We start from the raw sequence: 22,132 nt of genomic DNA, 5'->3' as shown, positions 1-22,132 counted from the left end.
CTACAGCGGGCGGGGCGGCAATAACAAGACAGGCCTGCAGCCAGGTTGCTGCAAGCCGGGAGCAGAAGATTATGAGCGAATACAAACACCCTCTTACCGATGCTGAATTTGCCCTCAACGAAGTGGTGGGCTTCGATGCCCTGTGCGCCGAAAACGGCTTTGACGATATCAACTCTGAACTGGCCTCGGTCATTCTGACCGAAGCGGGCAAGTTCGGTACGGGCGTGCTGTCTCCGCTGAACGTGATCGGCGATACCCAGGGCGTCAAATTGACCGAAAAAGGCGTTGAAGAAACGGCGGGCTTCAAGGATGCCTACCAGCAGTTCGCCGAAGGTGGCTGGAACTCTCTGATCGCTGACGAAGCCTACGAAGGCCAGGGCCTGCCGAACGTACTGGGCACCGCTGTTAACGAAATCTGGCAGTCTGCCAACATGGCATTTGCTCTTTGCCCGCTGCTGACTCAGGGCGCGGTTGAGGCTATCGCCCATCATGGCAGCGACGAGCTGAAACAGACCTACCTGCCGAAAATGATTTCCGGCGAGTGGACCGGCACCATGAACCTGACCGAGCCGGATGCGGGTACCGATCTGGCGGCGATCAAGACCAAAGCCGTGCCGAACGGCGATCACTACCTGATTACCGGTCAGAAGATCTTTATCACCTGGGGCGACCACCAGATGACCGACAACACCATCCACCTGGTGCTGGCGCGTCTGCCGGATGCACCGGCGGGTGTTAAGGGGATCTCCCTGTTTGTCGTACCCAAGTTCCTGCTGGATGAAAACGGCAATCCGGGTGCCCGCAACGATGCTCACTGTGTATCTGTTGAGCATAAGCTGGGTATCCACGCCAGCCCGACCTGTGTCATGAGCTACGGCGACAACGAAGGCGCAGTTGGTTACCTGGTGGGTGAGGCTCACAAGGGCCTGGCTTACATGTTCACCATGATGAACTGCGCCCGTCAGGCGGTAGGCCTGCAGGGTGTGGCGATTGCCGAGCGTTCCTACCAGCAGGCGCTGGAATACGCCAAGGATCGTCTCCAGGGTACCAAGAAAGATGGTAGTCGTTTCTCCATCATCAAATTCCCGGATGTGCGTCGCATGCTGATGCAGATGAAATCCGGTACCGAAGCCATGCGTGCGTTGGCGCTGGTGGGCGGTGCGGCGGTTGACCGTGCAGCACGTGCCACTGATGAAGCTGTTCAGCGTAAAGAGCAGGCACGTCTGGAACTGCTGACGCCGATCGTTAAAGGCTGGATCACCGAGCTGGCACAGGAGCTGACCTATCTGGGTACCCAGGTCAACGGCGGCATGGGTTTCATCGAGGAAACCGGTTCTGCCCAGCACTACCGTGATGCCCGTATCCTGACCATCTATGAAGGCACCACCGGTATCCAGGCGCTGGATCTGGTTGGCCGCAAGACGCTGCTGAACAAGGGCGAAGCCCTGGCCGATCTGCTGGCAGAGATCGAAGAGACCGTGGTGGCACTGGAAGGCGAAGCCGCCTTTGCCGAGCAGGGCAAGGCACTGCGCGAAGCACTGAACGCCGGTCAGGAAGCGCGCACCTGGTTGCTGGAAAATGCCGAGCAAGATCCGGCTGCTGCGGGCGCCGTCAGCGTCCACTTCATGATGCTGTTCGGCTTCCTGTGCGGTGGCTGGCTGATGGGCAAATCGGCCCTGCGTGCCCAGGCGCTGCTGGATGCCGGTAACGGTGATCCCGAGTACCTGAAAGGCAAGCTGGTAACGGCGCAGTTCTACTCCGAGCACCTGCTGCCGCGCACCAAGGCGAGCCTGGACACCATTCGCAAGGGCAGTGCCAGCATCATGGCACTGAGCGAAGATCAGTTCTGATTCCCCTGAGGTATGGCCGGATGGGGATGTCCCGTCCGGTTGCCTGACCCGAGGTTGCCGTTGCTGCGGCAGGCTCAATAACAAGAAAGACAATCCCGGGCCGGTGTGATGGCCCGAGGTCTGAGTGAGGTAGAGCATGAAAGCACTTGTCGCTGTTAAGCGCGTCATCGACTACAACGTCAAGGTACGCGTCAAGTCGGACAACACCGATGTGGATCTGGCCAACGTCAAAATGGCCTTGAACCCCTTCTGTGAAATCGCGGTAGAAGAAGCCGTGCGCCTGAAGGAAGCGGGCACAGTCTCTGAAGTCGTGGTGGTGTCCATTGGTCCCAAGGCCTGTCAGGAACAGATCCGTACCGCACTGGCGCTGGGTGCAGACCGTGGTATCCAGATCGAAACTGACGAGATGCCGGAATCGCTGGGCGTTGCCAAACTGCTGGCCAAAGTGGTTGAAGAGGAAAAGCCCGAGCTGGTGATTCTGGGCAAACAGTCCATCGACTCCGACAATAACCAGACCGGCCAGATGCTGGGTGCATTGCTGGATATGCCTCAGGGTACCTTCGCCTCTGAAGTGAAGGTTGAAGGCGACAAGGTCAACGTAACCCGTGAAGTGGATGGAGGTCTGCAGACCGTTGCCCTGAACCTGCCGGCGATCGTGACCACCGACCTGCGTCTGAACGAGCCGCGCTATGCGTCTCTGCCGAACATCATGAAAGCGAAGAAGAAGCCGCTGGATGTGAAGACCCCCGCTGATCTGGGCGTTGAGCTCAAGGCGCACACCCGTTTGCTGAAAGTGGCTCCGCCGGCCGAGCGCCAGGCAGGTATCCGCGTCAGCAGCGTGGATGAGCTGGTCGACAAACTGAAAAATGAAGCCAAAGTAATTTAAGGGGGTGATCTGATGGCTATTCTGGTAATTGCAGAACATGACAACAGCACCCTGAAGGGTGCCACACTGAACGCCGTAACCGCGGCTTCCCAGGTCGGCGGTGAGCTGCACCTGCTGGTCGCCGGCGAAGGCTGCGGTGCTGCCGCTGAAGCAGCCGCTCAGGTTGCAGGCGTCAGCAAGGTGCTGGTAGCGGACAATGCTGCCTACGCGCACCAGCTGGCCGAGAACCTGTCTAAATTGGTCGCTGAACTGGGTAAAGACTACAGCCACGTGATCGCCCCAGCGACCACTACCGGCAAAAACGTAATGCCGCGCGTCGCGGCACTGCTGGACGTAGCGCAACTGTCCGACATTACCGCAGTCGAGTCCGACAACACCTTCCAGCGTCCGATCTACGCCGGTAACGCCATCGCCACCGTCGAGTCGCTGGACCCGATCAAGGTGATCACCGTGCGTGGTACCGCGTTTGATGCGGCCGCTGAAACCGGTGGCAGTGCCAGCGTGGAAGCCGTTGCTGCTGTTCACGATGCAGGCATCTCTGCCTTCGTCGGTGAAGAAGTGGCTCAGTCTGACCGTCCTGAACTGACCTCTGCCAAGGTGGTGGTATCCGGTGGTCGCGGTATGGGTAACGGCGAGAACTTCGCCATCCTGGAGAAACTGGCCGACAAGCTGGGTGCAGCGGTGGGTGCCTCCCGTGCAGCGGTTGACGCAGGTTTCGTACCCAACGACATGCAGGTCGGCCAGACCGGCAAGATCGTCGCGCCTGAGCTGTACATTGCGGTGGGTATCTCCGGTGCCATCCAGCACCTGGCCGGTATGAAAGATTCCAAGGTGATCGTGGCGATCAACAAGGATGAAGAAGCGCCGATCTTCCAGGTGGCTGACTACAGCCTGGTGGCTGACCTCTTCGAGGCGGTGCCGGAGCTTGATGCCAAGCTGTAAGGGCCCGGTGTCCTTGTGATCCGATCAATGCCCTGTACTTAACCAAGCACAGGGCATTTTTTCCCAATCTTATTTGTGACAAACCGGGTGCGGCTTCAGGCGCCTGGAGGGGTACGTTATGCGTGAATCGATGGAATTCGATGTCGTCATCGTCGGAGCCGGGCCTGCGGGCCTGTCCACCGCCTGCCGTTTAATGCAGCAGGCACAGGAAAATGAGCAGGAACTGACGGTCTGTGTGGTCGAAAAGGGCTCTGAAGTCGGTGCTCATATTCTGTCCGGTGCGGTGGTTGAGACCCGTGCGCTGGATGAGCTGTTCCCGGATTGGAAAGAGAAGGGCGCTCCTCTGAATACGGCGGTCACCGAAGATGAGGTGTACCTGCTCAAGGATCCCAAACAGGGAACCAAGGTGCCGAACGCGTTCGTGCCCAAAACCATGCACAACCAGGGCAACTACATCGTCAGTCTGGGTAACCTGTGCCGCTGGCTGGCAGAACAGGCTGAAGAACTGGGCGTTGAAGTTTTCCCCGGCTTCGCTGCCTCCGAGGTCCTGTTTAACGAGGATGGCAGTGTTAAAGGCATCGCCACCGGTGATATGGGCGTGACCGCCGAAGGCGAGCAGGGCCCCAACTACATGCCGGGGATGGAGCTGCACGCCAAGTACACCATCTTCTCCGAAGGCTGCCGTGGCCATCTGGGCAAGCAGCTGATCAGCCAGTTCAGTCTGTATAAGGGCAGTGATGCCCAGCATTACGGCCTGGGCATCAAGGAGCTCTGGGATATCCCGGCGGAGCAGCATAAGCCTGGCCTGGTGGTGCACGGCTCCGGCTGGCCGCTGGACAAGGAAACCAGCGGTGGTTTCTTCCTCTACCACACCGATAACAATCAGGTGGTGGTCGGTCTGATCATTGATCTGAACTACAAGAACCCGCACCTGAGTCCGTTCGATGAGTTCCAGCGCCTCAAACACCATCCGGTGCTGTCGCGTCATCTCAAGGGCGGCAAGCGTGTGTCCTATGGCGCCCGTGCCATTACCAAGGGCGGTTACAACTCACTGCCGAAGATGACGTTCCCGGGCGGTCTGCTGCTGGGCTGTGATGCCGGCACATTGAACTTCAGCAAGATCAAGGGCACCCACACGGCGATGAAGTCGGGGATGCTGGCGGCTGAGGCGTTGTTCGAAGCGCTGAGCAATGGCGACGAGGGTGGCAAGGAGCTGGAGCGCTTTAACGAGTTGTTCAAGGATTCCTGGCTGTACGATGAGCTGTACCGCTCGCGCAACTTCGGTCCGGCCATGCACAAGTTCGGTCAGCTGGCCGGCGGTGCCTTCAACTACATCGACCAGAACTGGTTCGGTGGCCGTATTCCGGTGACCCTGCATGACAATCATCCTGATCATGCACAGCTGGCACCGGCGGATCATTATGAGCCGATCAAATATCCCAAACCGGATGGCGAGCTGAGTTTCGACAAGCTGTCCTCGGTGTTCCTGTCCAACACCAACCACGAGGAAGACCAGCCCTGTCACCTGAAGCTTGCGGATGCGGATATTCCGCTCAAGCAGAACCTGAAGCTGTTTGCGGAGCCGGCGCAGCGTTACTGCCCGGCTGGGGTGTATGAAATTGTGGAAGATGAAGCGGGACAGCGGTTCCAGATCAATGGTCAGAACTGCCTGCACTGCAAGACCTGTGACATCAAGGACCCGGCCCAGAACATCACCTGGGTTACGCCGGAAGGCATGGGTGGGCCCAACTATCCCAATATGTAAAGTGCCCAATAGGTAAAAAAGCTCAACATCCAAACCTCTCCGACGGCGGCAAGCCTGCCGCTGTCGGCTTTATGTGCCAGCCGACTCACACCTCACTCAAGAGCGTCTCACCCACGTTTTGTACTCGAGTCGTGCTGGCGCGCCATCCCTGGCTGCGCCCGCAGTGATATATCGGCAGAGCTGTTTACTGCAAATAAACGGCCTTGAAACGGGCTTCTTCACCGCTTTCGGTATTTTTCAGAATCAGCAGATCACCCTGAACCGACCAGCTCAACTCACCCTTCAGCAGTTGCAGGAACGACTGTTCATAGGCGGGAGCCGGTACGCAGGCGCGCAGTGTGCCTGCAACTGGGCCCAGTTCAAGACGGTTTTCCTTCTGGGTGTACTGGCCCATGAACTGATTACAGCCTGAGAAACCCTGCAAACGCTGGTTGTTCTTGAAAATCAGGTGGGCTTCACGTTGCTCCGGGCTGGCCGCAACCGGCATGTTACCCAGACGTACCAGTTTCCAGTAGGTGTTGACCAGGCTGGCATTCGGCGTCTGCTGTTGCTGAGGCGCACGAGCCACTTTTTTCATGATCAGCTTATAGGGCTGCAGTTGTTCAGGATCGACCGGGTAGGCAGTGTCGGTGGTGAAAATCAGTTGCTCGCCCTGACGAATGCTGGCGCGCAGGTTGTAACGGTGCCCCGGCTGGAACTGGTCATCATCCAGGCTGAACTCGAACGCGTAGGGCGGTGTGCCCGGGTTCTCGCTGCGGCTTTGCGCCAGCAGTTCAGCCGGTGCATCGGCACGTGAAACGTCTTCCAGGCGAACTTCCAGAACACTGTTGGGGGGCAGCATGATGCGCTCACGGTAGAAGGCTTCGCCGGATACGGTTACATCGGCTGCAGGGGTGCTATCCATAAGATTATCCAGGGAAGAACAGCCGGACAGCAGAACCGTAGCCGCCAGCATTGAGGTCAGGTAACCTGAGTGAGAACGAAACATGTGGGGGTCTCCTTGCCTTGTATCTGCTCTGTGACCCGAGGCCAGTGTTCGGGTTCCGTTGAGGAAGAGGGAAATGCACAAGGATCAGTATACACGACATTTTCTCGTCGCCATTAACCCGGGCGCGGGGGACCAGGCGGACGAAGCGCTTAAAGCCGAGTTACGCACACGCATACCCGAGCAGCAGCTGGATAAGCTGGTGATGCTCAAGCACAGCAAGTACGGGCTGGAGCCACAGCTGCTCAAACTGGCCAAGACCTGCACCGAAACGGGCGCCGTGCTCGTGGTTGCCGGTGGTGATGGCACCCTGAATGCCGCGCTTAAAGTGCTGATGAAACAGCCTGTGACGCTGGGCGTGATTCCACGCGGCACCTTCAACTTCTTTGCCCGTGACCGTGGCATTCCCGAACAGACCCAGGCTGCCATCGATGTGCTCTTGCAGGGGGCTGAACGCCAGTTTCCACTGGCCAGCGTCAACGGTTATCCGTTTTGTGTCAGCGCCAGCCTTGGCGTGTATCCCAAGATTATTGCTGCCCGTGAACAGGTCAGTGCCATTACCGGCCGTAACCGCCTGGTATCGCTGTTGAGTGGTGTCTGGGTGTTTCTCACGCGGGCGCGCGGCAGGCGCCTGGTGTTGGCGCATGATGGTGCGCGCCATACCGAAACCGCCCCCATGCTGCTGGCCAGCGTCAGCCCCAGTCAGCTGGGCAACTTTGACTTGCCCGAAATCGACCAGATTCGTAAGGGCGGCATGCTGGTATTCGTCATGCGCTCTGACTCCTTGTTGTCCCTGCTGAGTTATCTCTGGGCCAGCATCAGGGGGCAGCTGCGCAAGCTGGAAAAGCTGGATTACTTTATTACCCGCGGCCTGCAGGTTTCGACGCGGCGGCAAAAGGTGACGCTGGCCATTGATGGTGAGTTGCACCGCCTGTCGACGCCTCTCAAATTCTCCATGCAACCGAATGCCTACCGCTGCCTGGTGCCGGCCGAGACGGAATCCGGGGAGGAGACGTGCGCATAGTTCAACTCTCCGACCTGCACTTCGGCACCGAGACGCCCGCTGTTCTAGAGGCGTTGTTGGCGGCCTGCGCGCAAATAGAGCCCGTCCTGGTGCTGCTCAGTGGTGATCTGACCCAGCGGGCCCGGCGTCATGAGTTTGATGCCTGCAGGCAGCTGATACAGCAGCTGGCGCCGGCACAGGTGCTGGCGGTGCCGGGCAACCATGATCTGCCGCTGTTTAATGTCTGGCATCGCTTTCGCGCGCCCTACGCCGGTTTTCGACGCGTGTTTGGCTGGCAGCTGGAACCGGTATTTGAAACGCCGGAGCTGCTGGTGGTCGGAGTGAATACCACCGACCCCAGGCGACATGTGGATGGCCATTTCGATACCCACTCGGTCGAACAGGTAGCCGGGAAGCTGCAGTCCAGTTCTGCAAAGCTGAAGCTGGTGGTGGGGCATCATCCGGTGGATGCCGTGCTGGCATCGGATGAACAGAACATAGCCGGCGGCGCGCGTGCGGCCATGCAGCGCTGGTGCGAGGCGGGCATGCAGCTGTATCTGGCCGGGCATATCCATTACCCGTTCTTTGCGCCGCTCAGCCGGCGTTACCCGGATCTTCCTGATCAGGCCTGGACGGTGCAGGCGGGTACTGCCATTTCAACCCGCACCCGTGATGGCAAACCCAACTCGTTTAACCTGATCGATGCTGACCTGGAGATGCGGGTGCTGAGCCTGACACGCTGGGATTTCAACGCCGAGAGTGGCCGGTTTGATCCGGCCGAACAGGTTCAGTTGCCCTTGGGTGTTTGATCGGTCGGGTCAGAGGGTTTCGGCTCTTCCTGTTTTTCCTGCGGTAAATCCGGTTGTTGATCAGACTCTGCTGCGTCGTTATTCACAGCGCTGTCTGACTCGGCTTCGCTATTCTCTGATGCCTCAGTGGTTGTCTGCACCTCACCTGCCTCAGGCATCAGTTCCCCCTCATTGCCCGGCTCAAATGCGGGCTTTGCCTCAGTGTCCGGCATCAGCTCGCCTTCATCGCCCGGCTCGGCTCCTTCTTCACTTGTCGGGAAAAGGTCGGTCAGCGGGGTCTCGACAAAACCGTCATGACGCGGGTCGATATCCGGAATGACCGGAGACTCCGGAATAGAGGGGATGTAGTGCTCCTGAGCCGCCACGGGCATGGGCGCAACCTGCCGACGACGATACAGGGTGAAGCCGGCCAAAAGCGCCAGTACCAGTGCCTGCAGCTGGAACAGGGATGCGGGACCCAGCAGCTCCATCAGGGATGAGCTGAGCAACGGGCCTGCCACGCTGCCCAGACCGTAGCTCAGCAGCAGGCCGGAACTGGCGGCCATGATCTGGGAGCTGTCCATCATGTCATTGGTGATGGCGACTGCGATGGAATATACCGTCGAAGCCAGGCCCATATAGAGACAGAGCACCACCAGGCGCGGCACAAAATCAAAGTCCACCAGGAACATGTTGCCCAGGCTGGCGATACCGGCCAACACGGCAATGGTCATCAGGACCGAGCTGCGGTGGAAACGATCACAGATCCAGCCTATGGGCCAGGCAAACAGCATGGCGGTGAAAATGGCGCCGAACATGTAATAGGAAATCTGTGCCGTTTCCAGGCCGGTTTGGCTGGCAAAGAGAGGCACCAGCGAGAAAAATGACCCCAGCAGAATGCCACTGCCAAAGGCGGCGGTAACGCCGATGGGCGCAAGCCGGACCAATGTCAGCAGCGACATCCTTTGCGTTGACTCGCTGATCTCCGGTGACTGCATGCGTGACAGCGACAGGGGAATGATGGCGGCGACAATGAACAGTGCCGCCAGAGAAAACAGGGCGTAATGGATCGGGTTGCCCAGGCCTACCAGTAGCTGACCGCTGGCCGAAGCCAGGTAGGCTGCAATCTGGTACACCGAAAAAATCTTGGAGCGGTTAGCGTTGGTGGCGACCGCGCTGAACCAGCTTTCGATGGTGACAAACAGGGCGGCAATGCTTAGCCCGCCCAGGCCACGCAGAATACCCCAGTGCCAGACGTTGTACGTCATGGGGTATATCAGGGAGGCCATGGCCGCCAGAGCGGCGAACACGGCAAAGGCGCGGATGTGGCCGACCCGTCTGACGACGCGGTCGGCATAGAGTGAACCAACGGCAAAGCCTGCCGAGTAGCACACCATCACCACACCGATGATGGAGGGCTCTATACCCAGCAGGCTGAAGCGCAGACCAAGCAGGGTGATGAGGAAGGAGTTGCCGACAATCAGCAACGCCAGGCTGACAAAAAGTGACAGCAGCGAGATGACCAGCAGGTGCATGTGGGGGCCCTTCCGTCAAACAACCATTACTATCCGCCCAGGTAGGCTTTGCGCACGCTGTCGTCATTGAGCAGGGCATCGCCCGTGCCACTCATGACGATACGGCCGTTCTCCAGCACATAACCACGGTCGGCAATCTTCAGTGCCTGGTGAGCATTCTGCTCGACCAGGAAGATGGTCACACCTTCCTCACGCAGCTTTTCGATGATCTCGAAAATCTGCTGGATGATGATCGGTGCCAACCCCAGTGAAGGCTCGTCCAGCAACAACAGGCGCGGCTTGCTCATTAACGCCCGGCCAATGGCCAGCATCTGCTGCTCACCGCCGGACATGGTGCCGCCGCGCTGGCTGTAGCGCTCTTTCAAACGGGGAAAGAGCTCCAGCACGTGCTCCAGCTGCTCTTCGGACTCTTCCTTGCCACGGAAGAAGCTGCCCATGAACAGGTTTTCTTCCACCGTCATGGCCGAGAAGATGCGGCGCCCTTCCGGTACTACCGCAAGCCCCTGACGCATGATGTCGGAGGTGTTCAAGTGCTGGATCTGCTGGCCGTCGAACTCGATATGGCCACCGTGGGCACGGGGATCACCGCAGATGGTCATCATCAGGGTGGTCTTGCCTGCACCGTTGGCGCCGATCAGGGTGAGAATCTCACCCTGGTTCACTTCCAGCGAGACGTTATGCAGCGCCTGAATTTTGCCGTAGAAGGTTGAAACGTTATCCAGTCGTAGCATCAGCTTTCCCCCAGGTAGGCTTTGATCACGTCGGGGTTCTCGCGGATCTCCGCCGGGGTGCCATCGGCCAGCGGGGCGCCCTGGTTGATCACGGTGATGTGATCGGAGATCCCCATCACCAGTCCCATATCGTGCTCGATCAAAAGGACGGAGATGTCCTGCTCATCACGCAGGCGCATGATCAGCTGGTCCAGCTCCGAGGTTTCCTTGGGGTTAAGGCCGGCTGCCGGCTCGTCCAGCATCAGCAGACCGGGTTCGGTCACCATGCAGCGGGCAATCTCCAGACGGCGTTGCTGGCCGTAGGAGAGGTTGCCGGCTTCACGGTTGGCAAACTCCAGCAGGTTGACCTGGCGCAGCCAGTGCTCGGCCCGATCCATCGCTTCACGTTCACGGCGACGGTAGGACGGCGTTTTTACCAACCCGGCAAAGTAGTTGGTATTGAGGTGGCGGTGCTGCGCCACCAGCAGATTTTCAATCACCGTCATTGTGGAAAACAGGCGCACGTGCTGGAAGGTACGCACCAGACCCTGCAGGGAGATGTGGTTACTGCTCATCCCCTGAATGGCCTTGCCGCGGTAGCGTACATCACCGCCCGTGGGCTTGTAGAAGCCGCTGATGCAGTTGAACACGGTGGTTTTACCGGCCCCGTTGGGGCCGATTACGGAATGGATCTGACGTGGCTTCACCTGCAGGCTGACGTTATCCACCGCCAGCAGCCCGCCGAAGCGCATCATCAGACCCGAGACGTCTAACAGATTCTCGCTCATGAGGTTTTCAGCTCCAGGTGGGGACGTTTCATCGGCAGCAGACCCTGCGGGCGCCACAGCATCATCAGGACCATCACGCCGCCGAACATCAGCATGCGGTACTCCTGAAACTCACGGGCCAGTTCCGGCAGGATGGTCATGGCGATGGCCGCCAGAATGACACCGAACTGAGACCCCATGCCACCCAGCACCACGATGGCCAGAATGATGGCCGACTCGATGAAGGTGAAGGACTCGGGGCTGATGAAGCCCTGACGTGCGGCGAAGAAACAGCCAGCAAAACCGGCAAAGGAGGCACCCATGGTGAAGGCCGACAGCTTGATCACGGTGGGGTTGAGCCCCAGTGAGCGGCAGGCGATGTCATCTTCACGCAGGGCTTCCCAGGCGCGGCCGATCGGCATGCGCTGAACCCGGTTGATCACATAGATGGTCAACAACACCAGCAACACGGCCACCAGGTAGAGGAAGATCACCTTGTGGCTGCTGTCATAGTCGATGCCGAAAAACTCATGGAACGTCTGGCTGCCTTCACTGGCGCGACGGCTGAACTCCAGCCCGAACAGGCTGGGCTTGTCGATACCGCCAATACCATTGGGGCCGCCGGTGACGCTGGTCCAGTTGTTAAGAAGGATACGGATGATCTCGCCAAAACCGAGGGTCACGATGGCCAGGTAGTCACCGCGCAGACGCAGGACCGGGAAGCCCAGTATGCAGCCGAAGGTCGCGGCCAGCAGGCCGGCAATCGGCAGACAGGCCCAGAACGACAGCCCGAAGTACTCCGACAGCAAGGCGTAGGTGTAGGCCCCCACGGCATAGAAGGCCACGTAGCCAAGGTCGAGCAGGCCGGCAAAGCCCACCACGATATTCAGGCCCAGACCCAGCATTACATAGATCAGTGTGAGCGTAGCCAGGTCGACCGCGCCACGTGAAACCATGAATGGCCAAACAAACAGACCCACAATGATCAGTGAAAACAGCCAGGGCTTGAGCCGGTTACGCATCTGTTCACCGGGCAGCAGGCCGGTGGCATCAGCCGAAGGTATGCGCTGCTTGAGCCGACTGATCGGCCCCTGGAACAGCTGGAACAGAAATACCACAACCACCGCAAAGGCGATCCAGCCCCAGGTACTGGCATCGGCGCCGACCACGGTCAGCGTCGGTCCTTCCTGTTCCAGGCGAACACCAATCACCAGACAGGTCAGCAGGAAGGTTACGCCCGCGGCAAACAGCGCGGGAAAGAGTGCACGTTGCATCATCGACTCCTTTTACACCTTCTCCACTTCCGGCTTGCCAAGCAGACCGGTCGGGCGGAACAACAGAATCAGAACCAGCAGGCTGAACGCCACCACGTCCTTGTATTCGGACGGGAAGAACGCAGCCGTTAACGCCTCGGTTACCCCCAGAATCAAGCCACCCAGCATGGCGCCGGGAATCGAGCCGATGCCGCCAAGCACCGCAGCGGTGAAGGCTTTGAGGCCGGCCATAAAGCCGATGTAGGGGTTGATGGTGCCGTAATACAGACCCAGCAGCAGGCCGGCCACAGCCGCCAATGCCGCACCGATGATAAAGGTCAGGGCGATGATACGGTTGGTGTCGATGCCGAGCAGGTTGGTCATGCCCCGGTCCTGCGCACAGGCGCGACAGGCACGCCCCAGACGGGAGCGGGAGATGAACAGCGCCAGCGCCGTCATGGAAATAAAGGTCACGACCCAGATAATCAGCTGCATCCAGGAGATGCTGACTTCAAACACTGCAGGATCACCGAACTCGATACCGCCGCTGATCAGCGCCGGCATGGCCAGGTCACGGGAACCCTGGGCCAGACGGATATAGTTCTGCAGGAATATGGACATGCCGATAGCAGTAATCAGCGGAATCAGACGGGGGCCACCACGTAACGGCCGGTATGCGACGCGCTCGATGGCGTAACCATAGGTCGACGAAATTATGACCGCGGTCATCAGGGCCAATAGCAGGATAATCGGCAGCGAGCCGACACCCATCGTCAGCAAGCCAATGATGGTAATGAATGCGGTATAGGTACCGATCATGTACACCTCGCCGTGGGCGAAGTTGATCATGCCGATAATGCCATACACCATCGTGTAGCCGATGGCGATCAAGGCGTAAGTAGAGCCGATGGTCAGTCCGTTGATCAGCTGTTGAAGTACATAGAGACTTGTTTCAGTCATCACTCGCCCTCAAACAGAGGGCCCTCCCTTGTGGGGAGGGCCCTTTGGATGCAGTGTTTACTTGCTGACAGGAGTTTTGCTGCCGTCAGCGTGGAGGGTGTAGATCTCGAACGTCGGTTCGGTCAGGTCGCCTTTGGCATCGAAACCGATTTCACCGATGGTGGTGTCGAAACGGTTGGCACGCAGGTGCTCAGCCAGTTCGAACGGATCGGTTTTACCGGTTGCATCCATCGCCTCGGTCATCACCTGGATGGCAGAGTAGGCCGGGAATACGAACGGGCCGGACGGGTCTTCATTACGCTCTTTGAAAGCTTCTACCAGGGCGGCGTTTTCCGGGCTCTGGTCAAAGCTCTTCGGTGCGGTTGCCAGAACACCTTCCATGGCATCGCCAGCGATGGCTGCCAGGTCGGAGTTCACGACACCCTCAGGTCCCATGAAGGCAGCATCGAAGCCTTTTTCGCGAGACTGACGCAGGATCAGGCCCAGCTCCGGGTGGTAGCCACCGTAATAGACGAAGTCGATGTTGTTACGCTTGAGCTTGGCGATCAGGGCCGAGAAGTCCTTGTCACCCGGCGTCACACCTTCAAACATCACGGATTCGATACCGGCATCGCCCAGGATCTCTTTTACCGTGGTTGCCAGGCCTTCACCGTACTGCTGCTTGTCATGGATAACGGCCAGGCGCTGCGGCTTGATCTTGTCCTTGATGTAGTCAGCGGCCAGGGTGCCCTGCAGGCTGTCCAGACCGATGGTACGGAAGATCAGCTCATAGCCTTTCTCGGTGATGCTGGGAGAGGTGGAAGCGGCGGTGATCATCATCACGCCTTCTTCTTCGTAGATGTCCGAGGCAGGCTCGGTGGAGCTGGAGCACAGGTGACCGATGACATGGCGGATATCGTCATTGACGATACGGTTGGCGACAGCCACTGCCTGTTTGGGGTCACAGGCATCATCGTAAATAACGCCTTCCAGGGTCATGCCGTTTACGCCGCCGGCTTCGTTGATCTTGTCGATGGCCATCATGGCACCGATTTTCTGCATGTCACCATACTGGGCTACCGGGCCCGTTACGGGACCGGCAATGCCGATCTTCAATGTATCTGCATGTGCCGCGGTGATAGCGGCCATCAAAGTACCGGCTGCAACCAGAGTTTTGCCGAAGGTAGCTTTCTTCGTCATACAGTCCCCCTCATGGGTTAAGCTGAGCTCAGCAACACGGGGTGCGCTGATTATTATGATTTTTGTTAACGTCCAGTGAATATTACACAGTTAATATGGCACTGCGTAGATGCCTGAGCGAGTAAAATAGGCATCTGTTAGACTCCCAGATCAATGAAACTCCCTGGAGCCCCCTCATGCGTACCCTCAAGTACTCACTTGTCCTGCTTTGGATGCTGGCCAGCCCGCTGCAGGCGGCCGGTTTGAGCACAACGGCCATTGAAGCCTATCTGGAGACTCTGCCACAGGTCAGAGCGCTGGCGGAACAGCTGGAAGCCAAGGGACAGGGCGACTTCCTCAAGCGTGAAATCATGCCCGGCACTGAACATTTCGACCCGCATCAGCGCGGCGTGCGTGCACTGGAACAACAGGCGCCGGATGCCCATGCCGAGCTGGGCCGTATCGTGACCGCCAGCGGTTTCACCAGTGCCGGTAACTGGGCACAAACCGGTGACCGCGTTGTCCTGGCTTATGGCGCCGTCAAAGTGGAAGCGGAGAGCCCGGAAATACTGGCGCTGGCTCAGTCCGGTGCCAGCCTTGATCCGGCCATGCTGCAGATGCTGAGCCCGGAAATGCGAGTACAAATGCAGCAGGCCATGACCATGGCCAAAGCGATCGCCCAGGTGCCTGCCGCTGACAAGCAGATGATTCGTCCCTATATCGCCCGCCTGGATCAGGCGTTCGAGCAATAACCCCGGGTTTTAACCCTCTTTAACAAGGAGCCCCTATGTCCTCTCTGGTCTATTGCACTGCCCAGTTCAAACCCAAACCCGGCAAAGAGCGCGAGCTTTTCCGCGTCCTCCAGTCACTGGAACCCAATGCCCACCGTGAAGATGGCTGTGTGCAGTACACCGTGACCCGCCATATCAGCAGCCCCTTTGCCGAGGGCACCAGCTTCCCGATCGTGTTCCAGGAGATCTGGAGCGACATGGAAAGCTTTGAAGCACACTGTCAGCGCAAGGAAATCGTCGACTTTTTTGAGCGCTATTGCCAGGCAGATGATGGCCTTGCTGAAGACTGGAACGTCTGTGTTTACACGGATGAGCCGGAAGAGTTTGACGCTCCCCAGCTTGGGTAGGGCTGCACCATTGTAGTGCCTGTTGCTGGTGCTTGCGGCAGGTCAATTGCGCTGGAACGGTTTTTGGCCTGCGTTGGTTCGTTTCTTGCAAGGTTGTGGTGGAAAGCCATAAGGAACCCCAAGACGGATCAATGGAGGCCGCTATGGAAACTGGCTCTGCAGGTTTTGACGCCCTGAAAAAGGCACTCTTTACCCGCCTGGATGCGGGTACCACCGGAACGCTGTTTGTGGCGACGGACGACAACCACGCCGCCCAGATTGTGCTGTTCAAGGGGCAGTTGCTGGGGCTTGCCTACGCGGGCACGAGCAATGCGGATGCGCTGTCCGCATTAATGCATCTGAAGACCCTGCGTTTTTCCTTTACCCCGGAGCTGGTTTACCCGCTGGCAGATACCCTGTTGCCGGATCAGTCGCAGCGGCTGTTGCAAGGCATCGGTTACCGTCCCCAGCCGAAACAGATCGAGGCGCAACCTCAGCCTGCTCCCGAGCCTGAACCCGCTGAAGCGGCGCCGCGCTCGAAAACGCTCAGAGTCTATCGTGGGCAGGTGATCTCCGGTTCCCTTTAATCTCGGCACGATAAGGTCTATGCTGAGAATCAGAGCGCTCATACAGCGCAACGAGGTTCCGGCAGTGCATTCAGGCTTCATTACATATCTGCGCCAGCGGCTGCATCTTGAGCAGCAGGCGGAGAACTATGCCTTGCAGCTGGTACTGACCTGCCTGTTGGCCTGGGCGCTGCTCTGGACAGTTGCGCCAGCACAGGCTGAAGTCACCACTTCCTTCGTATCCAGCCATCTGTCCTGTGACCTGGGACAATCTGACGCTTCCCTGGACCCACCTGACTGCACCAAGCACTACGCTCTGGCTGTTGAACAGCAAAAACAGCGTGTGCTGGCGACGGCATGGTTGCCGCTTTTCTCTCCCGATTCTGCTTACTCCACTCCACAGGCGCGCGCACCGCCGGCATTGGTCTGACTGTTTAAAACATTTCAGAACATTTGCTGTAGCCATCATTCACGCCTGCGGGCGTGTGGAGTATTACCATGCACAAGTATCACGAACTCAAAACCGTTAGCCTTGAGACCTTCAAAAGCCTGTCCGGCAGTGAAAGTGCCGAGGGCATTGATCTCAACTCACCAGCCGAAACGGTCATGACCGACTTCCGCCATGTTCGCCCCCTGACCATGAGCCTCAATGAGAGCGTCAACGATGCTACCCAGGCCATGCGCAAGGTTCATGTGCGTTCTGTGATTGTCACCGACAGCAGTGACCACTTCCGTGGCATTCTGACGGTCATTGATCTGGAAAGCCGCAAGGTGCTGAGTCAGGCCACCAGTCTGGGGCTCAAGCGTGAGGACCTTAGCATCAAGGATGTAATGATCCCGCGTGATAAGCTGCGCGGTGTGCCGCTGGCCGTATTGCAGCAGGGCAGTATCGGCGACCTGTTGAAAACCCTGCAGAACGAGGGCAGTCAGCACATGCTGGTGGTCAACCCGGATAACGAAGAGATCTGCGGCATCATCTCGGCCAGCGAAATCGCGCGCAAACTTCAGGTACCGGTGGAAATCAATCTTCAGGCTACCAGCTTCCGTGAACTGGTGGACAACCTGTTTGGCCGCGGTGAGGTCGCCTGATAATCGCCGAAAACACCCGCCAATAGTTATTGGCGGGTGCCGGGTAAGGGGGTTGGCACAGATCAACTCCGTACCCGGGTATCTTTGCCATACTGATGCAAAACCCTGCTGCAATAGGAGGTGAGCATGGTCAGGCCGGAAATACGGATGATGGACGGCAACGAGGCCGCCGCCCGCGTCGCCCACCAGCTCAATGATGTCATTGCCATTTATCCCATCACCCCGGCTTCGGTGATGGGCGAGCTTGCCGACAGCTGGAGCAACCGTCGGCAACCCAACCTCTGGGGCACTGTTCCCCAGGTTATCGAACTGCAAAGTGAAGCGGGTGCTGCCGGTGCCGTTCATGGTGCCTTGCAGGCCGGTGCCAAAACCACCACCTTCACCGCCTCACAGGGGCTGCTGCTGAAGATCCCCAACATGTTCAAGATTGCCGGTGAGCTGACGCCCACGGTATTCCATGTGGCAGCGCGCTCGGTGGCAACCCATGCACTTTCCATTTTCTGCGATCACAGCGATGTGATGGCCGCGCGGTCTACCGGTTTCGCGATGCTCGCCTCCAGCAATGCGCAGGAAGTGATGGATCTGGCCTGTATTGCCGAGATGGCGACGCTGGAAGGACGGGTGCCGGTGCTGCATTTCTTTGACGGCTTTCGCACCAGTCATGAGATCAGTCGCGTCGAGGTGCTGACAACCGAGCAGCTGCAACAGCTAATTGATCCCACCCTGCTGAAAATCAATCGTGACCGAGGATTGTCGCCGGTGCATCCGGTGGTACGCGGCACCTCACAAAATCCGGATCTGTTCTTCCAGTCCCGTGAAGCGGTTAACCCCTACTATGACGCCTTTCCGGTGATCATGCAGAACGCCATGAACCGTTTTGCTGCCGTCACCGGCCGGCAGTACCGCCTGTATGACTACCAGGGGGCAGAGGATGCCGAGCGTGTCATTCTGGTGATGGGATCTGCCGCACTCTGTGTACAGGAAACGGTTGAGCACCTTAACGCCGAGGGTGCGCGGGTCGGGGTGTTGAACGTGCACCTGTTCCGTCCCTTTGCGGCAGAAACCCTGCTGGCGGCACTGCCGCAAACAGTCAAGGCTCTGGCCGTACTGGACCGCACCAAAGAGCCCGGTGCCGATGGCGAACCCCTGTTCAAGGATATGGCTACGGCTGTCTTTGAGGCCTGCAGCGAAGGGCGCTGGCCAGGCGAGGGGTTGCCGCGCGTGCTGGGCGGGCGTTTTGGTCTGTCCTCGAAGGAGTTCACGCCGGGGATGGTGAAGGCCGTGTTTGATCATCTGCAACGGCCGGGCAGTGCACGCACTTTCACGGTTGGCATTGATGATGATGTGACGCGGTTGAGCCTGCGCTGGGACGACCATTTCCGCACCCAGGCTGCAGCCCGGCAAACCCAGGCGGTGTTTTATGGCCTGGGGGCTGATGGCACGGTCTCGGCCAACAAAAACAGCATCAAAATCATTGGCGCCGGTGAAGCGCGTTATGCCCAGGGCCATTTTGTCTATGACTCGAAGAAGTCAGGGGCTGTCACCGTATCGCATCTGCGTTTCGGCCCTGAGCCCATCCGCTCCAGTTACGAAATCCAGGCCGGGGAGGCGGACTTTGTCGGCTGCCATCAGCCGCAATTTTTGCAGCGCTATCCAATGCTGGACAAGGCCGCTCAGGGGGCAACCGTTCTGATCAACACTCACCTCAGTGGGGATGCCTTCTGGCACAGTTTGCCGGCGCCCGTTCAGCAGGCAATGATCGACAAGTCGCTTAAGGTCTGGCTGCTGGACGCTTACCAGGTTGCGGCTGATGCAGGGCTGGGCAAGCGCATCAATACCATCATGCAAACGGCCTTTTTCGCCCTCACGGATATTTTGCCTCACGAAGAAGCGATCACTCAGATCAAGGCTGCGGTGGAGTCAAGCTACGGGCGGCGCAGCCGGCGCATTGCGGATATGAACCTGGGCGCCATTGATAATGCCCTGACCCACCTGATTGAGTTTAAGGTACCTCAGGAATCTAACAGTCTTATTCCCCTGCATGAAGTTGACCCGGGGGATGCCAGCCCCTTCGTTAAACGGGTGACTGCAGAACTGATCGCAGGTCGCGGTAATCAGGTGCCCGTTAGTCGTGTACCCACCGATGGCACCTGGCCGGTGGGCACGGCCGCTTATGAAAAGCGTGATCTGGCGCGGGAGTTGCCCCAGTGGGAAGAGGATCTGTGCACGCACTGCGGCAAGTGTGTCTTTGTATGTCCGCACTCGGTGATCCGATCCAAGGCGTTCGATGCGGAGCAGATGCAACGGGCACCGGAAGGCTTCAAGGCGGTGCCGATCAAAGGCAAGAAGGACTTTCCTGACAACACCCTGATCAGCTACCAGATATCCCCCGATGACTGCACAGGCTGTACGCTCTGTGTGGAGATCTGTCCGATTCACGACAAATCCAACCAGAGCCGCAAGGCGCTGAATATGGTGCCCAAAGAGGAAATCGCCCAGCGAGAACGGGAAAATTGGGATTTCTTCAGTCAGCTACCCGAGTTTGATCGCACTGAGCTGAAGGTGAATACGCTCAAGGGCTCGATGCTGATGCAGCCACTGTTCGAGTTCAGTGGCGCCTGCTCCGGCTGTGGCGAAACACCCTATATCCGGTTGTTGAGTCAGCTGTTTGGCGACCGCATGCTCGTTGCCAATGCTACCGGCTGCTCCTCCATCTACGGCGGTAACCTGCCGACGACGCCCTGGACCCACAACGCTGAGGGCCGCGGCCCGGCCTGGAACAACTCCCTGTTTGAGGATAACGCCGAGTTCGGCCTGGGCATGCGGGCGGCACTGGATAAGCAGACCGAATATGCATTCGAGTTGCTGGATGGCCTGAGCGAGCAGCTGGATGCCGAGCTGGTGGCGGCAATCAAGCAGGCGGATGAAAGCGATGAGGTGGGTGTACAGGCGCAGCGTGAGCGAGTCGCACGCCTGCGCGGGCGTCTGGAATGTCTGGATGACCCGCGTGCGCACGAGTTGGGACGGCTGGCGGACAAGCTGTGCCGTCACAGTGTCTGGATTGTTGGCGGTGATGGCTGGGCTTATGACATCGGCTACGGCGGCCTGGACCATGTGCTGGCCTCAGGACGTAATGTGAATATCCTGGTACTGGATACGGAGGTGTACTCCAACACCGGTGGCCAGACCTCCAAGGCCACCCCGCGAGGTGCCGTGGCCAAGTTCTCGGCAGGCGGCAAGCCGGTGGCGAAGAAGGATCTGGCTCGCATCGCCATGGATTACGAACATGTGTATGTGGCGCATGTGGCCTATGCGGCCAAGGATGTACAGACACTGCATGCCTTCCAGGAGGCGGAAAGCTGGGATGGACCCTCTCTGATCATCGCTTACTCGCCCTGCATCGCACATGGCTTTGATCTGTCCGATAACCATGAGCATCAACGTCTGGCGGTCGAATCAGGGCACTGGCCGTTGCTGCGCTATGACCCGCGCCGAGCCGAGCAGGGGCAAAATCCGCTGAAACTGGATTCCAAACCGCCTTCCATTCCCTACCAGGCGTTTGCCCGTACCGAGGCGCGTTTCAGCATGCTGGCCCGTGCCAACCCGGCTGCCGCCAAAGCCTTTCTGGAGCAGGCCCAGCGTGAGGTCAGCGAGCGTTATCATCGCTATGAACAGCTGGCCGGCCTGAGCTGGGGGAGCGGAGCAATACCGACGGGTGCCGAGGAGGGACAGGATGACTAAATCATTGCAAACAGAGTATCTGGGGCTGGCGCTGGATAGCCCGCTGGTGCCTTCGGCGTCACCGCTCACCGCAACCCCGGCGGGCGCCTGTGAACTGGAAGATGCAGGGGCGGCAGCCATCGTCATGCATAGCCTGTTTGAAGAGGAGTGCACCCGCGATCACGAGTTGCTGCACCGGTTTCTCTACGAACAGGAAATTGGTCATTTCGAAGCGGATGACTTTTTGCCTGTGCCCGATGCATTCAAAACCGCTGAAGAACATTATTTGGAACGGCTAAAGGGTATGAAGGAGCGCCTGCAGATTCCCGTGATCGCCAGTCTTAACGGCGTCAGTCCGCGCGGCTGGGCGGAGTATGCCGTGCAACTGGCTGAGGCCGGCGCCGATGCACTGGAATTGAATATCTTCCATATCGCGGCATCGGTGACCGAAAGCGGGACGGCTGTTGAGCAGCGCTATCTGGATATTCTCGATGGCGTGCGCGCGGCGGTGCCTGACCTGCCATTGGCGGTGAAGCTGTCTTCCCGGTTTTCCAGTCCGGTACACATGGTGGCGCAACTGAAACACCGGGGCGCTGATGCCGTGGTGTTGTTCAATCGTTTTCTGGAGCCGACGCTTGATCTGGACGCTCTGGAAATCAGGCCGCAGCTTCAATTGTCGACGCCCTCGGAGTTGAACGAACGTCTGCGCTGGACAGCGATTGTCAAAGCCCAGGTGGCGTTGGATGTGGCGATTACCGGAGGTGTTCACAGCGCTGAAGATGTGATCCGAACCCAGCTGGTGGGTGCCGAGGTGGCGCAGCTGGCCAGTGTGCTGATGCAGCAGGGCCCCGAAGTGATGCAGCAGATGAAACGGGACATGAGTGAGTGGCTGGAGCAGCATGAGTACGCGTCTCTGGATCAGCTCAGGGGCAGTGTCAGCCATGCCAATGCGGCCAACCCGTCCGCCTGGGAACGAGCCAACTACGTTGATTCACTGGATCTGTGGCGCCCTTGAGCAGGCAGGGGCGTACCCTGCCT

At 58.8% G+C, this 22,132-nt stretch carries 20 protein-coding genes; 13 read left to right on the top strand and 7 right to left on the bottom strand.

Annotation, left to right across the window (positions count from 1 at the left end; all coding sequences use genetic code 11):
* Positions 1-71 precede the first annotated feature (71 nt).
* The 4 genes from BW956_RS14285 (at position 72) to BW956_RS14270 (ending at position 5,443) form a co-directional block, all read left to right on the top strand.
* Positions 72-1,850: an acyl-CoA dehydrogenase family protein gene (locus BW956_RS14285; RefSeq protein WP_076463403.1), complete on the top strand. Its 1,779-nt coding sequence runs from the start codon at positions 72-74 to the stop codon at positions 1,848-1,850.
* A 136-nt stretch (positions 1,851-1,986) separates the two neighbouring features.
* Positions 1,987-2,736 carry an electron transfer flavoprotein subunit beta/FixA family protein gene (locus tag BW956_RS14280; protein WP_076463401.1) on the top strand — a complete coding sequence of 250 codons (750 nt, stop codon included), beginning with the start codon at positions 1,987-1,989 and terminating at the stop codon, positions 2,734-2,736.
* A 12-nt stretch (positions 2,737-2,748) separates the two neighbouring features.
* Positions 2,749-3,678 carry an electron transfer flavoprotein subunit alpha/FixB family protein gene (locus BW956_RS14275; protein ID WP_076463398.1) on the top strand — a complete coding sequence of 310 codons (930 nt, stop codon included), beginning with the start codon at positions 2,749-2,751 and terminating at the stop codon, positions 3,676-3,678.
* 118 nt (positions 3,679-3,796) lie between these two features.
* On the top strand, positions 3,797-5,443 hold the full coding sequence (locus tag BW956_RS14270; protein WP_076463396.1) for an electron transfer flavoprotein-ubiquinone oxidoreductase: 1,647 nt from the start codon (positions 3,797-3,799) through the stop codon (positions 5,441-5,443).
* A 184-nt stretch (positions 5,444-5,627) separates the two neighbouring features.
* Here BW956_RS14270 and BW956_RS14265 read toward each other — a convergent pair whose 3' ends face one another.
* Positions 5,628-6,431 carry a YbaY family lipoprotein gene (locus BW956_RS14265; protein WP_076463393.1) on the bottom strand — a complete coding sequence of 268 codons (804 nt, stop codon included), beginning with the start codon at positions 6,429-6,431 and terminating at the stop codon, positions 5,628-5,630.
* A 73-nt stretch (positions 6,432-6,504) separates the two neighbouring features.
* Here BW956_RS14265 and BW956_RS14260 point away from each other — a divergent pair, with 73 nt between their 5' ends.
* Both BW956_RS14260 and BW956_RS14255 read left to right on the top strand, forming a co-directional pair.
* On the top strand, positions 6,505-7,452 hold the full coding sequence (locus BW956_RS14260) for a diacylglycerol/lipid kinase family protein (protein ID WP_010322646.1): 948 nt from the start codon (positions 6,505-6,507) through the stop codon (positions 7,450-7,452).
* On the top strand, positions 7,443-8,240 hold the full coding sequence (locus BW956_RS14255) for a metallophosphoesterase family protein (RefSeq protein ID WP_076463391.1): 798 nt from the start codon (positions 7,443-7,445) through the stop codon (positions 8,238-8,240). The genes BW956_RS14260 and BW956_RS14255 overlap by 10 nt, the downstream gene beginning before the upstream one ends.
* Here BW956_RS14255 and BW956_RS14250 read toward each other — a convergent pair.
* Genes BW956_RS14250 through BW956_RS14225 form a run of 6 tightly spaced genes read right to left on the bottom strand, consistent with a single transcriptional unit; the run spans position 8,219 to position 14,623 of the window.
* The gene (locus BW956_RS14250) at positions 8,219-9,754 is read right to left on the bottom strand and encodes an MFS transporter (RefSeq protein ID WP_076463388.1); all 1,536 of its coding nucleotides are present in this window, start codon (positions 9,752-9,754) and stop codon (positions 8,219-8,221) included. The two genes, BW956_RS14255 and BW956_RS14250, sit on opposite strands and share 22 nt — an antisense overlap.
* 29 nt (positions 9,755-9,783) lie before the next feature.
* Positions 9,784-10,485 carry an ABC transporter ATP-binding protein gene (locus tag BW956_RS14245; RefSeq protein WP_010322643.1) on the bottom strand — a complete coding sequence of 234 codons (702 nt, stop codon included), beginning with the start codon at positions 10,483-10,485 and terminating at the stop codon, positions 9,784-9,786.
* Positions 10,485-11,252, bottom strand: coding sequence for a high-affinity branched-chain amino acid ABC transporter ATP-binding protein LivG (livG, locus tag BW956_RS14240; protein WP_076463386.1), 768 nt, complete (start codon positions 11,250-11,252; stop codon positions 10,485-10,487). The genes BW956_RS14245 and livG overlap by 1 nt, the downstream gene beginning before the upstream one ends.
* Positions 11,249-12,505 (bottom strand): high-affinity branched-chain amino acid ABC transporter permease LivM, encoded by a 1,257-nt coding sequence (locus BW956_RS14235; protein WP_076463384.1) that lies wholly within the window; start codon positions 12,503-12,505, stop codon positions 11,249-11,251. The genes livG and BW956_RS14235 overlap by 4 nt, the downstream gene beginning before the upstream one ends.
* Before the next feature lie 12 nt (positions 12,506-12,517).
* Positions 12,518-13,444, bottom strand: coding sequence for a high-affinity branched-chain amino acid ABC transporter permease LivH (gene livH / locus BW956_RS14230; protein WP_010322640.1), 927 nt, complete (start codon positions 13,442-13,444; stop codon positions 12,518-12,520).
* Positions 13,445-13,501: 57 nt separating this feature from the next.
* The gene (locus BW956_RS14225) at positions 13,502-14,623 is read right to left on the bottom strand and encodes a branched-chain amino acid ABC transporter substrate-binding protein (protein ID WP_010322639.1); all 1,122 of its coding nucleotides are present in this window, start codon (positions 14,621-14,623) and stop codon (positions 13,502-13,504) included.
* Between the two features lie 176 nt (positions 14,624-14,799).
* On the opposite strand from BW956_RS14225, the gene BW956_RS14220 reads away from it, so the two are divergent.
* The 7 genes from BW956_RS14220 (at position 14,800) to BW956_RS14190 (ending at position 22,109) form a co-directional block, all read left to right on the top strand.
* Positions 14,800-15,354: a hypothetical protein gene (locus tag BW956_RS14220; RefSeq protein WP_010322638.1), complete on the top strand. Its 555-nt coding sequence runs from the start codon at positions 14,800-14,802 to the stop codon at positions 15,352-15,354.
* A gap of 35 nt (positions 15,355-15,389) precedes the next feature.
* Complete coding sequence (locus tag BW956_RS14215) at positions 15,390-15,740, top strand: putative quinol monooxygenase (RefSeq protein WP_010322637.1); 351 nt, start codon at positions 15,390-15,392, stop codon at positions 15,738-15,740.
* Between the two features lie 143 nt (positions 15,741-15,883).
* A complete protein-coding gene (locus BW956_RS14210) occupies positions 15,884-16,306 on the top strand; it encodes a hypothetical protein (protein WP_076463383.1) in 423 nt (140 codons plus the stop codon).
* Between the two features lie 19 nt (positions 16,307-16,325).
* On the top strand, positions 16,326-16,715 hold the full coding sequence (locus BW956_RS14205; RefSeq protein WP_076463381.1) for a hypothetical protein: 390 nt from the start codon (positions 16,326-16,328) through the stop codon (positions 16,713-16,715).
* Between the two features lie 68 nt (positions 16,716-16,783).
* Positions 16,784-17,374 (top strand): CBS domain-containing protein, encoded by a 591-nt coding sequence (locus BW956_RS14200; protein ID WP_076463379.1) that lies wholly within the window; start codon positions 16,784-16,786, stop codon positions 17,372-17,374.
* A gap of 126 nt (positions 17,375-17,500) precedes the next feature.
* Positions 17,501-21,115 carry a pyruvate:ferredoxin (flavodoxin) oxidoreductase gene (gene nifJ / locus BW956_RS14195; protein WP_076463377.1) on the top strand — a complete coding sequence of 1,205 codons (3,615 nt, stop codon included), beginning with the start codon at positions 17,501-17,503 and terminating at the stop codon, positions 21,113-21,115.
* Complete coding sequence (locus BW956_RS14190; RefSeq protein ID WP_076463374.1) at positions 21,108-22,109, top strand: dihydroorotate dehydrogenase-like protein; 1,002 nt, start codon at positions 21,108-21,110, stop codon at positions 22,107-22,109. The genes nifJ and BW956_RS14190 overlap by 8 nt, the downstream gene beginning before the upstream one ends.
* Positions 22,110-22,132: the final 23 nt, after the last annotated feature.

Origin of the sequence: Marinobacterium stanieri, assembly GCF_900155945.1 — a bacterium.
GTDB lineage: Bacteria > Pseudomonadota > Gammaproteobacteria > Pseudomonadales > Balneatricaceae > Marinobacterium > Marinobacterium stanieri.
This window is presented reverse-complemented; position numbering and strand designations above follow the sequence as displayed.